The following is a 17465-nucleotide window of genomic DNA, read 5'->3' as shown; positions in this document are numbered from 1 at the left end:
CATTGGCTACCTCCTGATCCGGGCCATCGCCGGGTCGACCACCGGTTCCGCGTGCACGGTCGCGGTGTGGCGCTGCCCGAGATATTCGGCTTGCACCACCGCGCCGGGCTCGACCGCCGCGGGCAGCCAGGCATAGGCGATACAGCGGCCGATGGTGGCCGAATAGCCCGCGCTGGTCACATAACCCGCACAGGTATCGCCGACGTACACCGGCTCCTTACCGAGCACCACCGCCGCCGGATCATCGAAAACTATGCTGTGCAGCGTCTTTTCGGGTACGGAGTGTTCCAACGCGCCCTTCCCGATGAAATCGCCCTTATCCATGCGTACCGCGAAATCCAATCCCGCGGCGGCGGGCGAGTGTTCGGGAGTCATATCGATCCCCCAAGCACGGTAACCCTTTTCGATGCGCAGGCTGTTGAACGCGATCCGGCCCGCCGCGATCATCTCGTGCGCCCGCCCCGCCGTCCACAGCAGATCCCAGAGCGCGCCGCCGTATTCGGCCGATGTGTAGATTTCCCAGCCGAGCTCGCCGACATAGGAGACGCGCAGCATGGTCACCGGTATCGCGCCGAGGTGGGTCCGCAGGGCGCGGAAATATTTGAACGCCGCATGCGAGATATCGTCTGGGCACAGGGGCTGCACCAGATCTCGCGCCGCAGGCCCCCACACCCCGACGCAGCAGGTGCCGCCGGTGATATCGCGCAGCGTCACCGAGCCGTCGTCCGGCAGATGTCTGGTGAACCAGTCGAAGTCGAGCGGACCGTTGGCGCCCACCTGGAACAGGTGGGCACCGAGCCTGGCCACGGTGAGATCGCTTCGGATACCGCCGTTTTCGTCGAGCAGCAGGGTGTATGTCACCGAGCCGACGCTCTTGTCCAGGTTGTTGGTGGTGAGCCGCTGCAGCAGGGCCAGGGCGCCCGCGCCGGACAGCTCGTAGCGGGTGAGCGGCGTCATGTCGTACATCGCGACGCGTTGCCTGGTCCAGTGCGCCTCGGCGATCGATATCGGCGACCAGAACCGGCCCGACCACTCGTCGCGCTCCGGGAACGGCACACCCGCCGCGCGAAGCCGTTGCGCGAGTTCGGCATTGGCCTCGTACCAGGCGGGGCGCTCCCAGCCGCCGCCCTCGAAGAAATAGGCGCCGAGCTCCACCTGCCGGGTGTGGAACGGACTGGTGCGCAGCCCGCGCAGCGCGGTGCGGTACTGGTGCGGATGGATGATGTCGTACACCTCGACGAAGGCCTGCGCGCTGGTTTCGCGAATGAATTCCGCACTGCGCGCGACGTCCTCGAAGCGGTACAGATCGCATTCGTGCACGTCGGTGCCGGGCGTGCCGTCCACGATCCACTGCGCCGTCGCGCGCGCGACGCCCGCCGAGTGCGTCACCCAAACCGCCTCGGCCACCCAGAATCCGGCCAACTCGCGGTGTTCGCCCATGATCGAGAAACCGTCGGGGGTGAAGGAGAAGATGCCGTTGAAGCCTTCCTCCACCTTCGAATCACCGAGCGCCGGAAGCAGTTCCACCGACTCGTGCCAGGCGGGCCCGAAATCGGCCTCGGTGAACGGCAGCATCGACGGCATGCTCGCCGCCACACCGGGTTCCGGTAAATCGACCGGATCTATCGGCATCGGCCGGTGGCCGTAATAGCCGATCCCGATTCGGTCGACATGTTCCCGGAAATACAGATCTTGATCTTGATGCCGCAGAATCGGCAGGCTCGCCTCGCCGAGTTCGGTATTGCGGCCCGCCAGCGGCGCGATCGGACCCGTTTTCGCGTATTGGTGCGCCATCGGCACCAGCGGCAGCACCAGACCGACCTTTTTCGCCAATTCCGCACCCCAGAATCCGGCCGCGCAGACCACGATATCCGCGGGTACGATGCCGTCGGCGGTCTCCACACCGATCACCCGGCCGCCGCGCTCGACAATTCCGCGCACATGCTGATGTCCGCGGAATTGGGCGCCGCGCGCGGTCGCGAGCCGGGCCTGTGCCGCCGCGGCGCGCACCGCCTTCGCCAAACCGTCTGTCGGCGTGTGGAATCCGCCGAGAATGCGTTCCCGATCCAGCAGCGGGTGCAGCGCGGCGCATTCGGCCGGGTCCAGCAGCCTGCCCTCGATACCCCACGACCGCGCCCACCCGGCTTTGCGATGCAGATCGCGCCAGCGTTCCTGGGTGGTTGCCACCTCCAGCCCGCCGACCCGGTTGAACACCCAACCCTCCGGATGTTCCAGGGCGCCGAATTTTTCAGTGGTGTATCTGGCGAATTCGGTCATGGTTTTCGACGGATTGGTCTGAAACACCAAACCCGGTGCGTGAGAAGTGGATCCGCCGGTGGTGAACAGCGGGCCGCGGTCGAGCACGGTGAGATCCGTCCAACCGCGCGTGGTGATTTCCTCGGCCAGCGACGCGCCGACGATTCCGGCGCCGATGACGACAACTCTTGGATTGGCCAAGGCGTGCCTCCGATGTTGCTCGATTCGCAACGAATTCGTATTACGCAACAGATGGTCCCGCCGGACCGCCGGGCTGTCAACCGCTGGAAACCGTTCGTTCACAAAAAAATTCGCCGTTGACGGTGGCGGCCAGCGCGGCGCACACTGTTGCGTGATGTGACGCTGTTGCGCATTAAGCAACTAGGAGGGTCATGGAATCCGTCATGAAATCCCCAGCCACCGAACTGTTCGTCGCCGAGGCGGCGGATCTCCCGGTAGGCGCGGTCGCCACCGTCCGGCCCGAACACGGCGGGCCGATCTCGGTATTCCACACCGCCGATGGGCTTTTCGCGATCGACGACACCTGCACCCATCAGGACGCGTCGCTGGCCGACGGCTGGGTGGACGGCTGCACGGTCGAATGCCCGTTGCACGAATCGTGTTTCGATCTGCGCACCGGCCGGGTATCCGGCCCGCCCGCCAAGGTCGCGGTGCGCACCCATCCGGTGCGGGTAAGCGACGGCCGCATTTTCGTGATGGCCGTATCCGGAAACAAGGAGACGCCGTGACACGGCATATCGTGGTGGTCGGCGCGTCGCTGGCCGGATACTCGGTGGTCGGCGCGCTGCGCGAATTCGGCCACGAGGGCCCGATCACCGTGCTGGGCGCGGAAATTCATCCGCCCTACGACCGCCCGCCGCTGTCCAAGGAATTCCTGCGCGGCGATGTCGATGTGACGCTCGCCCGCCCGGAGGACGAATCCGACTCCCGCACAACGTGGTTGCTCGGCCGCAGGGCCGTCGGCCTCGCCGCCGGGGCACCACCCCGCGTACTCATCGACGACGGTACCGAAATCGCCGGTGACTCGGTCGTCCTCGCCACCGGAGCCCGCGCCCGCACCCTGCCCAGCGCCGGAACACTGTCCGGCGTCTACACCCTACGCACGCTCGATGACGCGCGCGCGATCCGGGCCGCGCTGGCGACCGCACACCGGGTGGTGATCGTCGGAGCCGGGCTGATCGGCGCTGAAATAGCCTCTACCGCAGCTGGTTTCGGTCTGGATGTGACGGTCGTCGAGATCACCGACGCACCGCTCGCCGCGGTATTCGGCACCCGTATCGGCGCGCTGTGCGCGAACCTGCACGCCGCCAACGGCGTACGGTTGCGCACCGGTGTCGCCGTCACGGAATTCCTGGGCGCGCAACAGGTCACGGCGGTGCGCCTGAGCGACGGCAGCGAATTGCCCGCCGACGCGGTGATCGTCGGCATCGGCGCGGTGCCGGAAACCGAATGGGCCCGCGCCAGCGGCATCGTCATCGACAACGGTTTCCGCACCGACGCCGACTGCCGCACCTCGCTGCCCGGTGTCTACGCGATCGGCGATTGCGCCCGCGGCTACGATCCGCACCTCGGCACGCATCACCGCGGCGAGCACTGGACCAATGCGCGGGTGCAGGCCCGCATCGCGGCCGCCGCCATCACCGGCGCGCCGCGACGCCCGGCGCCGCCTCCGTACTTCTGGTCGCGGCAGTATGGACGGATGATCCAGTTCGCGGGCGCGCGCGAACCCGCCGACACGGTCCGCATCGTCGACGGCGACCCGGCCGGGCCGTCCTGCACCGCGCTCTACGAGCGCGACGGCGTCCCGGTCGCCGTCTTCGCCATCGACAATCCCCGGCTCTTCACCCGGTACCGTAAAGAACTCGAGCGGCGCCACGCACCGATCGCAACCCTGTAGGAGGATTCGTGTCCCAAACCGTTCGCGGCATCGTCGCACGCACCAAAGCGGCGCCGGTCGAACTCGTCGACGTGGTGCTGCCCGATCCGGGACCGCACGACGTGGTGGTGCGGATCCAGGCGTGCGGAGTCTGCCACACCGATCTGCACTACCGCGAGGGCGGCATCAACGACGACTTCCCATTCCTGCTCGGACACGAGGCAGCAGGCGTCGTCGAAACCATCGGCGATCAGGTAACCCACGTTGTCCCAGGCGATTTCGTCATCCTCAACTGGCGCGCGATCTGCGGCGAGTGCCGGGCGTGTAAGCGAGGGCGGCCGTGGTACTGCTTCGACAGCAGCAACGCCAGCCGCAAGATGACCCTCGCCGACGGCACCGAACTGAGTCCGGCGCTCGGCATCGGCGCATTCGCCGACAAGACGCTGGTGCACGAAAGACAGTGCACCAAGGTCGATCCCGCGGCCGACCCGGCCGTCGCCGGACTGCTCGGCTGTGGCGTGATGGCCGGACTCGGCGCGGCGATGAACACCGGCAACGTCTCGCGCGGCGACACCGTCGCGGTGCTCGGCTGCGGCGGTGTCGGCGACGCCGCCGTCGCGGGCGCCCGGCTCGCCGGCGCCCGCACCATCGTCGCCGTCGATCGCGACCCGCGAAAGCTGGTCTGGGCCAAGGAATTCGGTGCCACGCACACGGTGGACGCGAGTACCGAGGACGCCGTCGCCAAGATCAAGGAGTACACCGACGGATTCGGCGCCGACGTGGTGATCGACGCGGTCGGCCGCCCGGAGACCTGGAAGCAGGCCTTCGATGCCCGCGATCTGGCCGGAACCGTGGTGCTGGTCGGCGTGCCGACACCGGAGATGACCATCGAACTGCCGCTGATCGAGGTGTTCTCCCGCGGCGGCGCGCTCAAATCGTCCTGGTACGGCGACTGCCTGCCCGAGCGCGACTTCCCGATGCTGGTAGACCTGTACCGGCAGGGCCGGTTGCCGCTGGAACGCTTTGTCTCCGAACGGATTCCGCTCGACGGTGTGGAGAAGGCGTTCACCGCGATGCGGGCGGGCGAGGTGCTGCGCTCGGTGGTGGTGCTGTGATCGAGCGGGTGGTCACCTCGGGTGTCTTCACGCTCGACGGCGGCACCTGGGAGGTGGACAACAACGTCTGGTTGCTCGGCGACGACCGCGAGGTACTCGTCATCGACGCCGCGCACGACGCCGCCGCCATCGCGGCGGCCGTCGGCGCGCGCCACGTGGTCGCGGTGCTGTGCACGCACGGGCACAACGACCATGTCACCGTGGCGCCGGAGCTCGGCGCCCTGCTCGACGCGCCGGTTCTCCTACACCCCGCCGACGAGCCGCTCTGGCGAATGACCCACCCGGACAACGACTATCGCTCACTCGACGGCCGCAACCGGATCACCGTGGCCGGTGCCGACATCGATATCCTGCATACTCCCGGCCACTCCCCCGGCTCGGTCTCCCTGCACCTACCGGAGGCGGCGGCGCTGTTCACCGGCGACACCCTGTTCGCTGGCGGACCGGGCGCCACCGGGCGCTCCTACTCCGATTTCGGCACCATTATTGATTCGATCCGTACGCGTCTGCTCACCCTGCCCGAGGAAACCACCGTGCACACGGGCCACGGGCCGACCACGACGATCGGCGCCGAACGGCCCGCGCTCGCGGACTGGATCGCTCGCGGGCATTGATCAGGTTGCGCCGCTTAATGGTTCATTCCTGGATCGGAGAGGTTTCGTTGGCGAGCGGGATGCCCGGTTACGGATTGATGCCTAGGTCGGAGAGGATTCCATTGGCGACCAGGACGCCCGGCTGCGGACCCCGCGCCTAGTTCGGAAAGGATTCCGTCAGCGGCCAGGACGCCCGGGCTACTAAGTCATGCCCAGATCAGCGAGGATTTCGTTGGCGGCCCGGATGCCGGTTTCGGCGCCGCCGTTCATATATCCCTGCGAATCCGGCGAGGTGTGTTCACCCGCGAGGTGGATGTTGCCCTGGCGCATCCCCTCGTATCCGGCGAAACGATGACAGTAGCCGACGGGGTAACAGCTATACGCACCATAGGAATTCGGATTCAGGTGCCATGCCGAAAGGGTCGCCTTGCCGTTCCACAGCTCGGCGACTCCTGGCACCACCCGATCGAATTGCGGTAGCACGGTCGCGACGGCGTCGCGCACGGCGGGATCATCGGCGGTCAGAAACGGTTGGGGCGGTTGGAATCTCAGCGCGCCGAGGCCTCCTCCGTATTGGATCGCGATGCCGTGCGCACCGGACTGTCCGGCGGTGGCGTCCCAGATCTGCTGGTAGCCGAGGTCGGTGAAGCTCATCCCGGTGGACGAACCGGGCCATGGCCCGCCGCCGACCCAGGGACGCGCGGTGAACTGCATATTCAGCTTCGTGCAGCTGCCCATCGCCAGCGTGGTCAGCACACCCGACATCCGCGCGTCGAAACCCGCTGCGCGGTAATCGATCCGGTCGTACACCCCGAGTGGCACCGCCAGGATGGTGTGATCGGCGACCACGGCACCGCCCTCCTCGAAGGTCAAGGTCTGCGTGCCGTCCGCGTTGCGGGCGATGGCCGCCAGCCGCGAACCGAACCGGATGGCGCCCTCCGGCAGCGCCGCGGCGATCGCCTCCGGCAATCGCTGGTTGCCGCCGGTGATCTCGAAGCGTTCATCGGAGGCGCTCCACACTCGCGGATCGTCGGGATCGGCCTGATCGCCCATGAGGTACACCAGGTTCAGCGCCGTCTGGCCGACGGTCGGCATCCCGTATTCCACCACGTACGCGTCATCGAGGAATCGCGCTATCCACGAACCGTAGCCGCCGGGTACCCGGGTCGAGATCCATTCCGCCAGTGAGAGATTGCTCAACGCGACGGATGCCGGATTCGACCGGTCCCAGGTCGGCGCGTCCGGCCCGGCCGCGGCCAGGTCACGCCGCAGCGCCTCGTACACCGGCCGGAAATCGGCGACGAACCGCTCCTGCCGGATATAGCCGCCATCGAAATACAGCAGATCATGGCTGTCCGGCGGCGCGGCCCGGCGGACATCGGTCAGCGGCAGCCCGAACCGCGCGCACAGCTGCCGGATCGCGGTGTGATCGGAATCTATTGCCTCACCACCGTATTCGCTGACCTGACCGTCGGCCCAATAGTCGCGTTCGGAGAACATCCGCCCGCCGACCCGGTCGCTCGCCTCGTACACCGTCGCGGCGACGCCCGCATCGGCGAGTGTCGACGCCGCGGCCAATCCGGCGATCCCCGCGCCCACGATGGCGATTCGCGGTGCGTCCGCGGCCCGCGCCGCGGACGGCCGCGCCGCCGCACCCGCGAGCAGTGCCGCACCACCCAGCACCGCACCGAATTTGAACAGCTCGCGCCTGCCGAATACCCCGGCCCGCCGCGCCTCCCGGAATTCGAGCACCGGCATGCCGATCCGCTCCGCCCGCCCGTAATCGGCAACGGTCCGCCGCACCAGCCGCATCATCTGAGTCCGTGGCACGACCCACCCTTCCACTCCCGGAGCCCTGAAGAATATTCAGTCTAAAGAGCACCCGCCCGAACCGAATTCGCCGAACTGTCACCTATCCCACCCGCCCCCAACCGATTCGGCGCTTGACAGATCGTCTCGAAATCAGTCGACCGCAGCACAGTGACCGTGCCCGCCGTCGCCGCCGACCTCGCGCTGATGACCGGAAATGCCGTGCAATGCATCCTTTCCGACGATGAGTGGACGCTGAGCCTGCGCCGAATTCACGCGGCGCTGCGCCCCGGCGGTCACCTGGTTTTCGAAACCAGACGCCCCGAGCGCCGAGCCTGGGAGGACTGGGCCGCCGATCCCGGGCCGGTCACGGTCGACGTTGCGGGCATCGGGCCCGTGCGCCAACTGCGCACGGTCACCGATGTGCGGCTCCCGTTCGTCTCCTTCCGCGTCGAATACCGATTCGAATCCGATGGCGCGGTGCTCGTCTCGGATTCGACCCTCCGCTTCCGCGACCGGAATGAGCTCGCAGCGAGCCTGGCCGCCAACGACTTTCGCGTACTCGATGTTCGGGAGGCGCCGGATCGTCCCGGCCGCGAGTTCGTCTTCATCGCCACCCGCGACTGAAACAGCTGCCGGGTCATTAAGCTGGGTTGTTCCGGCCCACGATCCGAAAGGTTCCGGGATGTCCGAATATCTCGACGCATTGCAGGCGGCCGCGGACGGCATTTCCGGGATCGAGGCCGCGGCGGCCACTTCCGGTTCGGCGCGGCTCACCACGGAGCTCACGGCGGCGCTCACCCGGCTCGATGCGGCGCGAACCGCGCTGTCGCAGCTGATTTCGACGCTGCCGGGAACCACCTCGCCCGACACGGTGGCGGCGCTGAACTCGGAGCTGACCGCGATCGGGAATGCGAGGACCCAGCTCGGGAACGCGCTCGGTGACGTCGGCGCCGAATCGACGGTGGCCACCGTCGCCGGGATCGCCGCGGCGCGGCACAGCCTGGAGGCCGCGCTGCATGCGGCGCGGGCGCTGGAAGAGCAGGCTCCGTAACCGAGCCAACGGCTATCCGACAGCGACCGACCCGGCGAATTAGTGACCTCGATCACACTCGCATTTCGGATGGAACCCATTGGGCCGCCGCGCGTCTAAACCCAATGACCGACAACAACATTCGAGACAGGAAATCCGGATGAAACTCCGCATGGCCATTGTCTTCTCCGCGGCGATCGTTGGCTCGGGCCTGATCGCCGCCGGAGCCGCCACCGCAGCCCCCACCGCAACCGGCCCGCAGCCGGGCTACCAGATGGTCGACGCGCCCAACAACGGATGCCTGCCCCCGCCGCTCGGCCCGGATGGCAAGCCGCTCCCGCCGCCGGTCGGCCCCGACGGCAAGCCGCTGCCGCCCCCGTCCGACCTCAACGGCAAGCCGTGCCCGCCGCCGGACGCACCGAAGTCCTGAGTTAGCCCGGCAGGACAGCAGAACGCGGACGCCCCAGCCCGGGCGTCCGTGTTCTGCCGTCGGCTACTCCGGCCGAAAACCAGCTGCGCCAAGGTAAACCGGCCGCCTCGGAACCGTTCAGCCGATGGGTTCGATGGCCGCCGCCCGCAATGCCGGTAGCAGGTCGTACAGATGCTGACCGGGGCAGGTCGTCTGGCCCGCGATCGCCGACCAGTCCCGGTGACCGGCGATGGACGGCATCTCGACCGAAAGTCCGGTGGTCGGATTGGTGTATCGGACATCGGCCGTCGGATCCAATCCCAAACCGGCGCAAAGCTTTCCGAGCACGTCGCGCAGCGCGCCCAGCGACGCCATGGTCGGCTCTGTCGCATCGAAGTTCCCGATCAGACAGATGCCGATATTGCCCGGGTTCGCGTTGTAAACATGGCCCGCCTCAACGACTTCCGCGCCGGGCGCCAATACCGCACCGGGCCGGAAGATCGGCGCTGAGTCGCCGGTGTCGCGACCGGCGTAGACGACACCGTTCGGGTCGATGATCAGGTGGTAGCCGATATCACCCCAACCGCGCCCACCGTGGGCGGGCGATGCGTGGAATACGTACACCGCGCGCACAACGTCGCGATAATCGGTGGCGCCGGTCCCGTCGAAATCGAAGGTGTGGTGGACGGTGATCAGCTGAGCGGGCGCGAATTCGTGATCCGTCCAGGTCAGCAGCGACTCGTCGGCCGCCCACCCGGTACGGGTGACGGCCGGGAAGCCCCAGGCGAACGACGTTTCGACAGGATCCCGGAATGGCGGTGCGCCGACCATATCTCCAGCATAGGTCCGACAGGGCGGCGCGGGTATCGTTCCGCAGGCGAGAATTCCGGCGCGATCACCGTTGGCATCGTCCGGCGGGTAGTCGCCGCAAATGCGCGCCGACCCATCCAGTGAGCTTGTCCAGCAAGGCGATTCCGTCGGTGAATGCGCCCGAATCCGGTTCCGCGCCCAAAACTACCGCGGTCCAACCGGATCCGTTGCGCAGCACGGCCATCTGCCGCACCAGGTTGCCCTGCTCGTCGGGACCCCAGCCCGCCTTGACCGCCGCGCCGGGCAGCCGGGCCAAACCCCATTGCTGTTCCGGGACAAGCCTTCGCATCAGCGCGAGGACGTCCGGCCCGAGCTCGATACACGGCAGGTGCGCGGTGAACAGCGCCTGCCGCACGGCACTCCATTCGGTTTGACCGAAGGCGGTGTACTCCCGCCGGACCCGCCGCGATCGCACCCGGGTGACGGTGTCGCCGCCGTCCCGCAGCACCGCTTCGACCGCCGCCGCCGCGACGGCCGGTGGTCCGAGCATCGACCACAACCGCTCGGCCGCCGCGTTGTCGGATCGGGTGATGGCCGGTGTCACATAGGGTTTCGCGGCCGTCGGCGCCGCCCGCAGCGCGGCGACAGCGAGTGGCACCTTGCTGGTGGACCAGGCGACGCCGCCGGACCAGTCGCCGAGCGCGATGCCGTGGCCGCCGCCGACCGGGGCGCAGGCGAGCCCGACCGTTCCCGGCAGTTCCACACCGAGGGCGGCGAAACTATCGGACAAGGAACGGAATTCATCCGCAAACATATTTCACAATGCTCCTCCGGCGCGGGGTGTGACGCGGGAAAATGACGATCTGGCCGGTAAGCGATGCTCGCGCAAAAGTTGTAGACGAAGGAGGCGGATATGGCAGCCGCCGATTCCACCGAAGGACGGCAGGAGACGGGCCGGGTCGATGCCGCGGCCCCGGGTCTGGCGCGGGGCGCCATCGGCCTGCGCGAGGTGCTGTTCCAGTCCGTCACCTCGATGGCGCCCGCGGGCGCTGTCGCGCTCTCCATCGCCGTCGGCGCCGGATATGCCGGTGGCGCACTGCCGCTGGCGGTCCTGCTCGCCCTCATCGCCTGCCTGCTGGTGGCCACCTCGATCGGACAGCTCGCCAAACATCTGCCGTCCGCGGGCAGCATCTACACCTACCCCGCCGAGGCCCTGCATCCGGCGATCGGATTCCTGGTCGGCTGGGGTTACGGGCTGGTCGAGGCGCTGATCGGCCCCACGACGACGGTCCTCGTCGGCTATCTGGTCGGCTCGGTGCTGCACAGCGAATTCGACTGGCCGTTCACCGCCACCTGGATCGTGGTCATGATCGCGGCGGCCCTGCTGATCGCGCTGCTGAATTATCGCGGCGTGCGGATCAGCGCGCAGGTCGGCACCGTGCTCGGCCTGTTCGAGATCCTGGTGTTCTTGGTGCTGGCCTGCTGGCTGGTGATCAAGGCGGGCACGGCGAACACCGGGAGCGTGTTCACCCTCCACTTCGCGAAAGTCGAAGGCTACCAAGGGTTCTCCGGCGTCGCGGCGGCGTCGATCTATACCATCCTGGCATTCATCGGCTTCGAGGCCTCGGCGCCGCTCGCCGAGGAGGCCCGCAATCCGCGCCGCACCATACCCGTCGCCGTGGTGGCGTCCTGCTGCGCCATCGGCGTGTTCTATGTGTTCACCACCTATGCGGGCGACGTGTACTTCGGGCCGGACCGATACGTGAGCTTCGGCGAGCTCGGCGACGGCAGCCCATGGGTCGCGCTCGCCCGCGACGTGTGGGGAATCGGTTGGGTGCTGGCGTTTTTGGCGATCTTGAATTCGACCTTCGCCAACGGGAACGCCGGCACGCTCGCGACCACCCGCACCTGGTATGCCATGTCCCGGATCGGGCTGCTGCCCGCCGCACTGGCGCGCACCCATCCGCGGTGGAATTCGCCGCACGTCGGCGTCATCGTCCAACTGCTGGTGACGCTGGCCGTCGGCCTGCCGATCGGCATCCACTTCGGCCCGAGCGCGGCCTTCGTCTTCCTCGCCACCATCCTGTCCGGCGTGATGATCGCCGTCTACATGGTGTTCAACCTGTCGTGCATCATGTACTACCTGCGCCGCCAGCGTGCCGAATTCAATTGGCTACTGCATCTGGTGATTCCGGTGCTCGGCATCGCGGCATTCGTCCCAGCCTGGCTCACCGCGATGGGTATCGGCACCTCGGTACTGAAATTCGTTACCCCGCTGACCTATCCGTCGAGCGCGGCGGGCCTGATCATCGGAATCTGGTATCTCATCGGCATTCTCGTACTCGGCTATCTGCGTGTGCGGCATCCCGAACGGCTACCGCAGATGCGGCGGGTCTTCGCCGACGAGTCGTGAGCGGCCCGAATCTCGTTACGGTTCAGAGGAACTGCCCGCTGGCCAGGTAGGGCGCGGGGGTCGGCATACCGCGCACGGCGAGGTAGCCCTCCTGACCGAGCTGGAGTCCGGCCGCCAACCCGACATCCACCGCCCATTCGTTGGCCGTGGTGATGCAGTTGACGAGCGTATCGGCCTGCGCCGTAGCGAGCGCTTCCCAGAGCAGGTTCTCCGCGATGTCGGAATCGGCGGCGGCCAGCAGGACCGGGCGTCCCCGGCCGTCGATGTAGACGTAACCGGGCCGGTCCGGACGGGATACGACCAGGCGGTGCTGCTTCAGCAGATACTGATGGTCCTCGCCGTGACCCGCGCCGCGCAGTCGCTGATCCAGCCGATCCATCCAGTCGAAATCGTCGGCCGACCCGTCGGACAGACCGGTCACCGCCACCAGCCGGGCCCGATCGACGGTGCCCACCATGCGCATCTGCGGGTGCAACGAGAAACCGGCCAACCGATAGCGGCGCGTCGCCGCGGGATGCACTGTGGACGAGAACATTCCTTGACGGCCGTCGGCGTGGGCCAGCACCGCGTCGAGCAGCCGCTTGCCGATACCGCGCCCCTGCCGGTCCGGCAGCACACCGTAAGTTGCCAAGTACCACAACCGATCCCGGTTCTGCGAGATCGCGAACCCGACGATCCGCGCATCCTCGACCGCGACCCGACAACCATGCGGGTCCACCTCGAGGAAGTAGCGCATGCGGTCGATCCACCCCTTCGCCGCCTCCGCCGAACGAGGTTGCGGCTCAGGCTCACTCACCCGCCGATCACGCCGATCGCCGTCGAGGAACACCACATCCGACGTCCGTTCCGCCCCCGCCAGGTCGTCCGCACCCATCGGCCTGACCACAACACAATCCATGCCGCCTACGGTACGAATAATCCACCTGTGCGGAAACCGATTTTCGGGCCGACACCAACCCCGCGCGATCTCACGATTCCCATGACAGCCAACCGGTTTCGACACGATCCACACACCTGACATCGTCAATCGAGCAACCGGCGCAGTAGCGCCAGCGATGTCGCCACCTGTTTTCGTTCGGCGGCGGTGAGCCGGTCGGCGATGAGGTCGGCGAGATGTTCGTGGCCGGTTGCGCGGCGCTCGGCGAGCAGGGCGCGGCCGTCATCGGTGAGGGTCAACAGCTTTCGCCGTAGATCGGCGCTGTCGGCGGTGCGGCGCAGCAGGCCGCGGTCGACGAGCGCGGTGACCGTCGCGGCCATCGATTGATGGCGGAGTTTGTCGGCGCGGGCCAGGTCGGCGATGGTCGCCGGACCGTCGCGGTCGAGGCGTTTCAGCACCGAAACCTGCGACAGCGACAGTTCACGCTCCGGCGAGACCGCGCGCATGCGCCGAACGAGCGCACCGACCACCGACTGCAATTCTTCCGCGATCTTCTCGCTTGCCACCTCGTTCACGACTCACTACAGTACAGCAACACTGCACAGTTTGCCTGTATATTATCGCCGGGTTGCCGAGCATGGAGGATGGCATCGAATGACCGAGGATCTGGTCACCGCCGAGCTGACGGTCGACGGACGGACCCGCACGTTCAGCGTGCGTCCGCCGTCGGATCGCGGCGCGCCGCTGGTATTGGCGTTGCACGGCAACATGTCCGGTACGGGCGACCGGCTTTCGGCCGGTGGCGCCGGACCGCTCATGGACCAGTGGCTCGGATTCGGCGCGCAGGCCGCGGAATCGGGTATCGCGGTGGCGTATCCCGATGGCTGGCAAGAATGTTGGGCCGATGGGCGCGGGGTCACCGCGGCCGACGAGGCGGGCGTCGACGATATCGCCTTCCTGCGGCGGCTGATCGACCGGTGCGCCGAACGGTTCGGCACCGCACCGGATCGAACGATCGTCGCCGGAATCTCCAACGGCGCGTTCATGTCTCACCGGGTGGCATTGGAACTGGCCGAGCAGGTACCGGTTTTCGCCGCGGTGGCGGGCGCACTTCCGGCCGCGCTGCGCGATATCCGTCCGACCCATGCGGTTTCGGCGATGCTGATCAACGGCACCGCCGATCCGATCCAGCCGATCGAGGGCGGATATTCCCGCCATCGCGGACCGAACGGTGAATTACGCGGCCGCACACTGAGTTCGGCCGAAAGCGCCGAGCACTGGCGCGCGATCGACCGATGCCGCGGCGCCGGCACGACAACGACCACCGCACTGTCCAGCCGACACACCGTCGACGGCGGCGTCGGAGGTAGCCGGGTGACCGCGTGGACCGTTTTCGGCGGCGGTCATAGCTGGCCCGGCGCCCCGATACCCGCCGAATGGGCAGGCGCCCCAGGGTTCGCCACCACACAGGAATTCGACGCCGCCGTGGAGATCCTCCGGTTCGCCCGTCCGCTGCTCGTTCCGGCGCGGGATCGCAAGCTCTGAAATCAACCGACCACCAAGGAGTTCGACTATGTCCGTGATGGGAAAACTATTGGCGAACAAACGCGCGGGCGACGAAGGTTTGGCCTGGAATCGACCGAATCTGGCCGGGGACAGCACATTTCGGATCACCAGCCCCGATTTCGAGCACGAATCGCACCTGAACATGATCCACGCGGGAAAGCGGCTCGGCGGCCAGGACCGCTCCCCCGCGCTCACCTGGTCGCCGCCGCCCGCGGAAACGGCCCAACTGCTGCTGGTGATCGAGGATCCCGACGCACCGATGAAGACGCCGTTCGTGCACGCCGTCGCACTCCTGGACCCCACGCTCGGCGGCCTCCCGCAGAACGGGCTCGCCGCGGACGAGCCGGCGCCGGGCGCGCTGATCCTGCGTTCGGGTTGGGGCCGCGGCTATATGGGCCCGGCGCCGATCAAGGGACACGGCCCGCACCGCTACGTCTTCCAACTCTTCGCCCTCGCCGAGCCGATCACCATCGGGAAATCCCTGGAGTCGGCGAAACCGGCCGAGGTGCTGTCGGCCGGACGCGCACTCGCCCGTGCCCGCATCGACGCCTTCTACGAACGCGTGTGAGCTAATCCATTACGGCCGCATCACACCACGCTGCCCGCGCCCGCCGCCGCGAGCCGCCGGGCCAACTCATGGCAGCGGCTCGCGAGCGACGGCGGGTCGAGCACTTCGAAATCGTGCCCGAGCAGCAGCATGTGCATCAGGACGAAGTCGAGATCGCGCCCGCCGCTGCGCACCTCGCAGCGTTCGCGCCCGCGCGACAGCACCACGGCCGCCGCCGGCGGAATCTGCGCGCGCACCACGTCGGCGGGCGCGGATACGAGGAAGCGCGCTCGGTGCGGGTAGACCCGGCTCGCCACGCTCTCCTGCACGTAGCCGACCGCGTCGGGTACGTCGCGGGGGTGGAATCGCCAGGTCCGCGCGGATACCGCGGACATCCGGTCGACCCGGAAGGTGCGCCAATCCGCCCGGTCGAGATCGTATGCGAACAGGTACCAGCGCCGGTCGGACGCGACCAGGCGATACGGCTCCACCCGCCGCAGCCGCACCTGACCGCCGGACGGGTAGTCGAAGCCGGTCTCCACCTCGTCGCGGCAGGCCCGGGCCAGCGTCATCAGCACATCGGGATCGACCGGTATGCGCCCGCCGTCGAAGGATTCCACCGCGACCGACAGCGCGCGCACCTCCTGCCGCAACCGGGTCGGCAGCACCCGGTCGAGCTTGGACAGCGCCCGGAGCGCGGCGTCGCCGGCACCGGCGACCGCGCCACCCACGCCGGCGAGCAGCGCGACCGCGGTGGCGATCGCCTCCTGATCGTCGAACAGCAGCGGCGGCAGATCCTGCCCGGGCCCCAGCCGGTAACCGCCGCCGACACCCTGGCTGGCGTGGACCGGATAGCCGAGCGCGCGCAGCCGCCCGACATCACGGCGCACCGTGCGCTCCGTGACGCCGAGCCGGTCGGCCAGTTCGGGACCGGTCCACACCTGACGCTGCTGCAGCAGCCCGAGCAGGGTGAGCACCCGCTCCGTCGTGCCCCGTTCGTCGACTGCCATATCGTCAACCTTGCCAGAAATAGCGGACCGAACCTGTCCGCTAGGCGTGTCAGGGTCATGGCATGAACTCAGCTCAGTTCGACTGGAACCAGATATTGCGCGAGCAGTGGGAGTGGCACTGGAACAATCAGGTGCGGGTTCGGCTCGACGGACTCACCGACGACGAATACTTCTGGTCGCCGGTACCCGACGCCTGGAGCGTGCGGCCGCGCGGCACCTCGACCGCACCGATACAGGCGGGCTCCGGGGACTTCACGATCGACTACGCCTACCCGACCCCGACTCCCGCGCCGTTCACGACGATCGCGTGGCGGCTGGGGCACGTCATCATCGGCGTGCTCGCCATGCGCAACGCCGCGCACTTCGGCGCGCCCGCAACGTCATACGACAAATGGGAGTACGCCGGAACGGCCGCCACCGCGCTCGAACAACTCGACACTCAGGTCGAGCTCTGGACGGCCGGGGTGCGCGGCCTCGACGAGGCCGCGCTGCTGACCCCGGTCGGCTCGAAGGAGCCCTACCCCGACCTGCCGATGGCCGCGCTGATACTCCACATCAACCGCGAATTGATCCATCATCTTTCCGAGGTCAGCCTGCTGCGGGATCTCTACCTGCACACGAAATCCGGGGAACGCCGGTGACCGAAGCGATCACCCGGATCGACCCCGAAAGCCTCCCCTACAGCCCGGCTTTCGCGCAGGGCGTCATCGCGCCCGCGGCCCGGACGCTGTATGTCGGCGGTCAGCTCGGCACCGACAGCTCCGGCAACCTCCTCGATGGTGCGGAAGCGCAAGCCGCACAGGCGATGCGCAACGTGCTGGCCGTGCTCGCCGCGGCGGGCACCGGTCCGGAGCATGTGGTCAAGCTCGGCATCCACCTCGTCGCCGGGGCCGACCCGCAAGCGGGATACGCGGCCACGCGGTCGGTGTGGGGCGAACACCGCACGGCCGTCACGGTTGTCACCACCGCGGGGCATGCTCGTCCGGGCGCGCTCGTGGAGATCGACGCGGTCGCGGTCATACCGGAATAGCCCCGTGTATATCGCGAATCCGGCTGTAAGACAGTCGGATTCGCGGTTACGGGCCGTGGAGATAGACTCGATGGCGCAGCGCGGATCCGGCCGCATCCCC

Annotated in this window: 19 protein-coding genes; 12 read left to right on the top strand and 7 right to left on the bottom strand. The window is 67.9% G+C overall.

The window, feature by feature from the left end; translation table 11 throughout:
- Positions 1–6 precede the first annotated feature (6 nt).
- Positions 7–2457, bottom strand: a complete 2451-nt coding sequence (locus LGY53_RS20160) for an FAD-dependent oxidoreductase (RefSeq protein WP_225728233.1) — start codon at positions 2455–2457, stop codon at positions 7–9.
- A 203-nt stretch (positions 2458–2660) separates the two neighbouring features.
- Between LGY53_RS20160 and LGY53_RS20155 the strand changes: the two genes are divergently transcribed.
- From LGY53_RS20155 to LGY53_RS20140, 4 genes are read left to right on the top strand one after another with little or no spacing between them, the layout of a single operon-like run.
- Positions 2661–3005: a bifunctional 3-phenylpropionate/cinnamic acid dioxygenase ferredoxin subunit gene (locus LGY53_RS20155; RefSeq protein WP_225728232.1), complete on the top strand. Its 345-nt coding sequence runs from the start codon at positions 2661–2663 to the stop codon at positions 3003–3005.
- On the top strand, positions 3002–4174 hold the full coding sequence (locus LGY53_RS20150; protein WP_225728231.1) for an NAD(P)/FAD-dependent oxidoreductase: 1173 nt from the start codon (positions 3002–3004) through the stop codon (positions 4172–4174). The genes LGY53_RS20155 and LGY53_RS20150 overlap by 4 nt, the downstream gene beginning before the upstream one ends.
- 8 nt (positions 4175–4182) lie before the next feature.
- Positions 4183–5268 (top strand): S-(hydroxymethyl)mycothiol dehydrogenase, encoded by a 1086-nt coding sequence (locus LGY53_RS20145; RefSeq protein WP_225728230.1) that lies wholly within the window; start codon positions 4183–4185, stop codon positions 5266–5268.
- Positions 5265–5882, top strand: a complete 618-nt coding sequence (locus tag LGY53_RS20140) for an MBL fold metallo-hydrolase (RefSeq protein WP_225728229.1) — start codon at positions 5265–5267, stop codon at positions 5880–5882. The genes LGY53_RS20145 and LGY53_RS20140 overlap by 4 nt, the downstream gene beginning before the upstream one ends.
- A 180-nt stretch (positions 5883–6062) precedes the next feature.
- Here the strand turns inward: LGY53_RS20140 and LGY53_RS20135 are convergent, their stop codons facing one another.
- Complete coding sequence (locus LGY53_RS20135) at positions 6063–7691, bottom strand: NAD(P)/FAD-dependent oxidoreductase (protein WP_308102932.1); 1629 nt, start codon at positions 7689–7691, stop codon at positions 6063–6065.
- A gap of 150 nt (positions 7692–7841) precedes the next feature.
- On the opposite strand from LGY53_RS20135, the gene LGY53_RS20130 reads away from it, so the two are divergent.
- The 3 genes from LGY53_RS20130 (at position 7842) to LGY53_RS20120 (ending at position 9133) form a co-directional block, all read left to right on the top strand.
- On the top strand, positions 7842–8297 hold the full coding sequence (locus tag LGY53_RS20130; protein ID WP_225728228.1) for a hypothetical protein: 456 nt from the start codon (positions 7842–7844) through the stop codon (positions 8295–8297).
- Between the two features lie 58 nt (positions 8298–8355).
- A complete protein-coding gene (locus LGY53_RS20125; RefSeq protein WP_225728227.1) occupies positions 8356–8724 on the top strand; it encodes a hypothetical protein in 369 nt (122 codons plus the stop codon).
- Positions 8725–8863: 139 nt separating this feature from the next.
- Positions 8864–9133 carry a hypothetical protein gene (locus LGY53_RS20120; protein ID WP_225728226.1) on the top strand — a complete coding sequence of 90 codons (270 nt, stop codon included), beginning with the start codon at positions 8864–8866 and terminating at the stop codon, positions 9131–9133.
- A gap of 117 nt (positions 9134–9250) precedes the next feature.
- On the opposite strand, the gene LGY53_RS20115 is transcribed toward LGY53_RS20120, so the two are convergent.
- Both LGY53_RS20115 and LGY53_RS20110 read right to left on the bottom strand, forming a co-directional pair.
- Positions 9251–9943, bottom strand: coding sequence for a peptidoglycan recognition family protein (locus tag LGY53_RS20115; protein WP_225728225.1), 693 nt, complete (start codon positions 9941–9943; stop codon positions 9251–9253).
- Between the two features lie 64 nt (positions 9944–10007).
- A complete protein-coding gene (locus LGY53_RS20110) occupies positions 10008–10712 on the bottom strand; it encodes a hypothetical protein (protein WP_225728224.1) in 705 nt (234 codons plus the stop codon).
- 123 nt (positions 10713–10835) lie between these two features.
- On the opposite strand from LGY53_RS20110, the gene LGY53_RS20105 reads away from it, so the two are divergent.
- Positions 10836–12335: an APC family permease gene (locus LGY53_RS20105; protein WP_225728223.1), complete on the top strand. Its 1500-nt coding sequence runs from the start codon at positions 10836–10838 to the stop codon at positions 12333–12335.
- Between the two features lie 22 nt (positions 12336–12357).
- Here LGY53_RS20105 and LGY53_RS20100 read toward each other — a convergent pair whose 3' ends face one another.
- Positions 12358–13233 (bottom strand): GNAT family N-acetyltransferase, encoded by an 876-nt coding sequence (locus tag LGY53_RS20100; protein WP_225728222.1) that lies wholly within the window; start codon positions 13231–13233, stop codon positions 12358–12360.
- Positions 13234–13358: 125 nt separating this feature from the next.
- A complete protein-coding gene (locus LGY53_RS20095) occupies positions 13359–13787 on the bottom strand; it encodes a MarR family transcriptional regulator (RefSeq protein WP_225728221.1) in 429 nt (142 codons plus the stop codon).
- A gap of 79 nt (positions 13788–13866) precedes the next feature.
- On the opposite strand from LGY53_RS20095, the gene LGY53_RS20090 reads away from it, so the two are divergent.
- Both LGY53_RS20090 and LGY53_RS20085 read left to right on the top strand, forming a co-directional pair.
- Entirely contained in the window at positions 13867–14757 is an 891-nt protein-coding gene (locus LGY53_RS20090) for a PHB depolymerase family esterase (protein ID WP_225728220.1), read from the top strand.
- A gap of 28 nt (positions 14758–14785) precedes the next feature.
- Positions 14786–15346 (top strand): YbhB/YbcL family Raf kinase inhibitor-like protein, encoded by a 561-nt coding sequence (locus tag LGY53_RS20085; RefSeq protein ID WP_225728219.1) that lies wholly within the window; start codon positions 14786–14788, stop codon positions 15344–15346.
- Positions 15347–15366: 20 nt separating this feature from the next.
- Here LGY53_RS20085 and LGY53_RS20080 read toward each other — a convergent pair whose 3' ends face one another.
- The gene (locus tag LGY53_RS20080) at positions 15367–16335 is read right to left on the bottom strand and encodes a YafY family protein (protein ID WP_225728218.1); all 969 of its coding nucleotides are present in this window, start codon (positions 16333–16335) and stop codon (positions 15367–15369) included.
- A 62-nt stretch (positions 16336–16397) separates the two neighbouring features.
- On the opposite strand from LGY53_RS20080, the gene LGY53_RS20075 reads away from it, so the two are divergent.
- Together LGY53_RS20075 and LGY53_RS20070 are read left to right on the top strand one after the other, a co-directional pair.
- On the top strand, positions 16398–16976 hold the full coding sequence (locus LGY53_RS20075; protein WP_225728217.1) for a DinB family protein: 579 nt from the start codon (positions 16398–16400) through the stop codon (positions 16974–16976).
- Complete coding sequence (locus LGY53_RS20070) at positions 16973–17365, top strand: RidA family protein (protein WP_225728216.1); 393 nt, start codon at positions 16973–16975, stop codon at positions 17363–17365. Before LGY53_RS20075 ends, LGY53_RS20070 begins: the two co-directional genes overlap by 4 nt.
- Positions 17366–17465 lie beyond the last annotated feature (100 nt).

Origin of the sequence: Nocardia sp. JCM 34519.1 (genome assembly GCF_020361265.1) — a bacterium.
In the GTDB taxonomy this organism is placed as follows: Bacteria; Actinomycetota; Actinomycetes; order Mycobacteriales; family Mycobacteriaceae; genus Nocardia; species Nocardia arthritidis_A.
The sequence above is the reverse complement of the archived record's forward strand: the minus strand, read 5'-3'. Positions and strand labels throughout refer to the sequence as shown.

Bases quoted from the DNA above. Each gene is read 5' to 3' on its own strand.
- LGY53_RS20080 (WP_225728218.1), bottom strand. From the start codon at position 16,335: ATGGCAGTCGACGAACGGGGCACGACGGAGCGGGTGCTCACCCTGCTC.
- LGY53_RS20115 (WP_225728225.1), bottom strand. From the start codon at position 9,943: ATGGTCGGCGCACCGCCATTCCGGGATCCTGTCGAAACGTCGTTCGCC.
- LGY53_RS20090 (WP_225728220.1), top strand. From the start codon at position 13,867: ATGACCGAGGATCTGGTCACCGCCGAGCTGACGGTCGACGGACGGACC.
- LGY53_RS20155 (WP_225728232.1), top strand. From the start codon at position 2,661: ATGAAATCCCCAGCCACCGAACTGTTCGTCGCCGAGGCGGCGGATCTC.
- LGY53_RS20120 (WP_225728226.1), top strand. From the start codon at position 8,864: ATGAAACTCCGCATGGCCATTGTCTTCTCCGCGGCGATCGTTGGCTCG.
- LGY53_RS20075 (WP_225728217.1), top strand. From the start codon at position 16,398: ATGAACTCAGCTCAGTTCGACTGGAACCAGATATTGCGCGAGCAGTGG.
- LGY53_RS20085 (WP_225728219.1), top strand. From the start codon at position 14,786: ATGTCCGTGATGGGAAAACTATTGGCGAACAAACGCGCGGGCGACGAA.
- LGY53_RS20100 (WP_225728222.1), bottom strand. From the start codon at position 13,233: ATGGATTGTGTTGTGGTCAGGCCGATGGGTGCGGACGACCTGGCGGGG.
- LGY53_RS20105 (WP_225728223.1), top strand. From the start codon at position 10,836: ATGGCAGCCGCCGATTCCACCGAAGGACGGCAGGAGACGGGCCGGGTC.
- LGY53_RS20125 (WP_225728227.1), top strand. From the start codon at position 8,356: ATGTCCGAATATCTCGACGCATTGCAGGCGGCCGCGGACGGCATTTCC.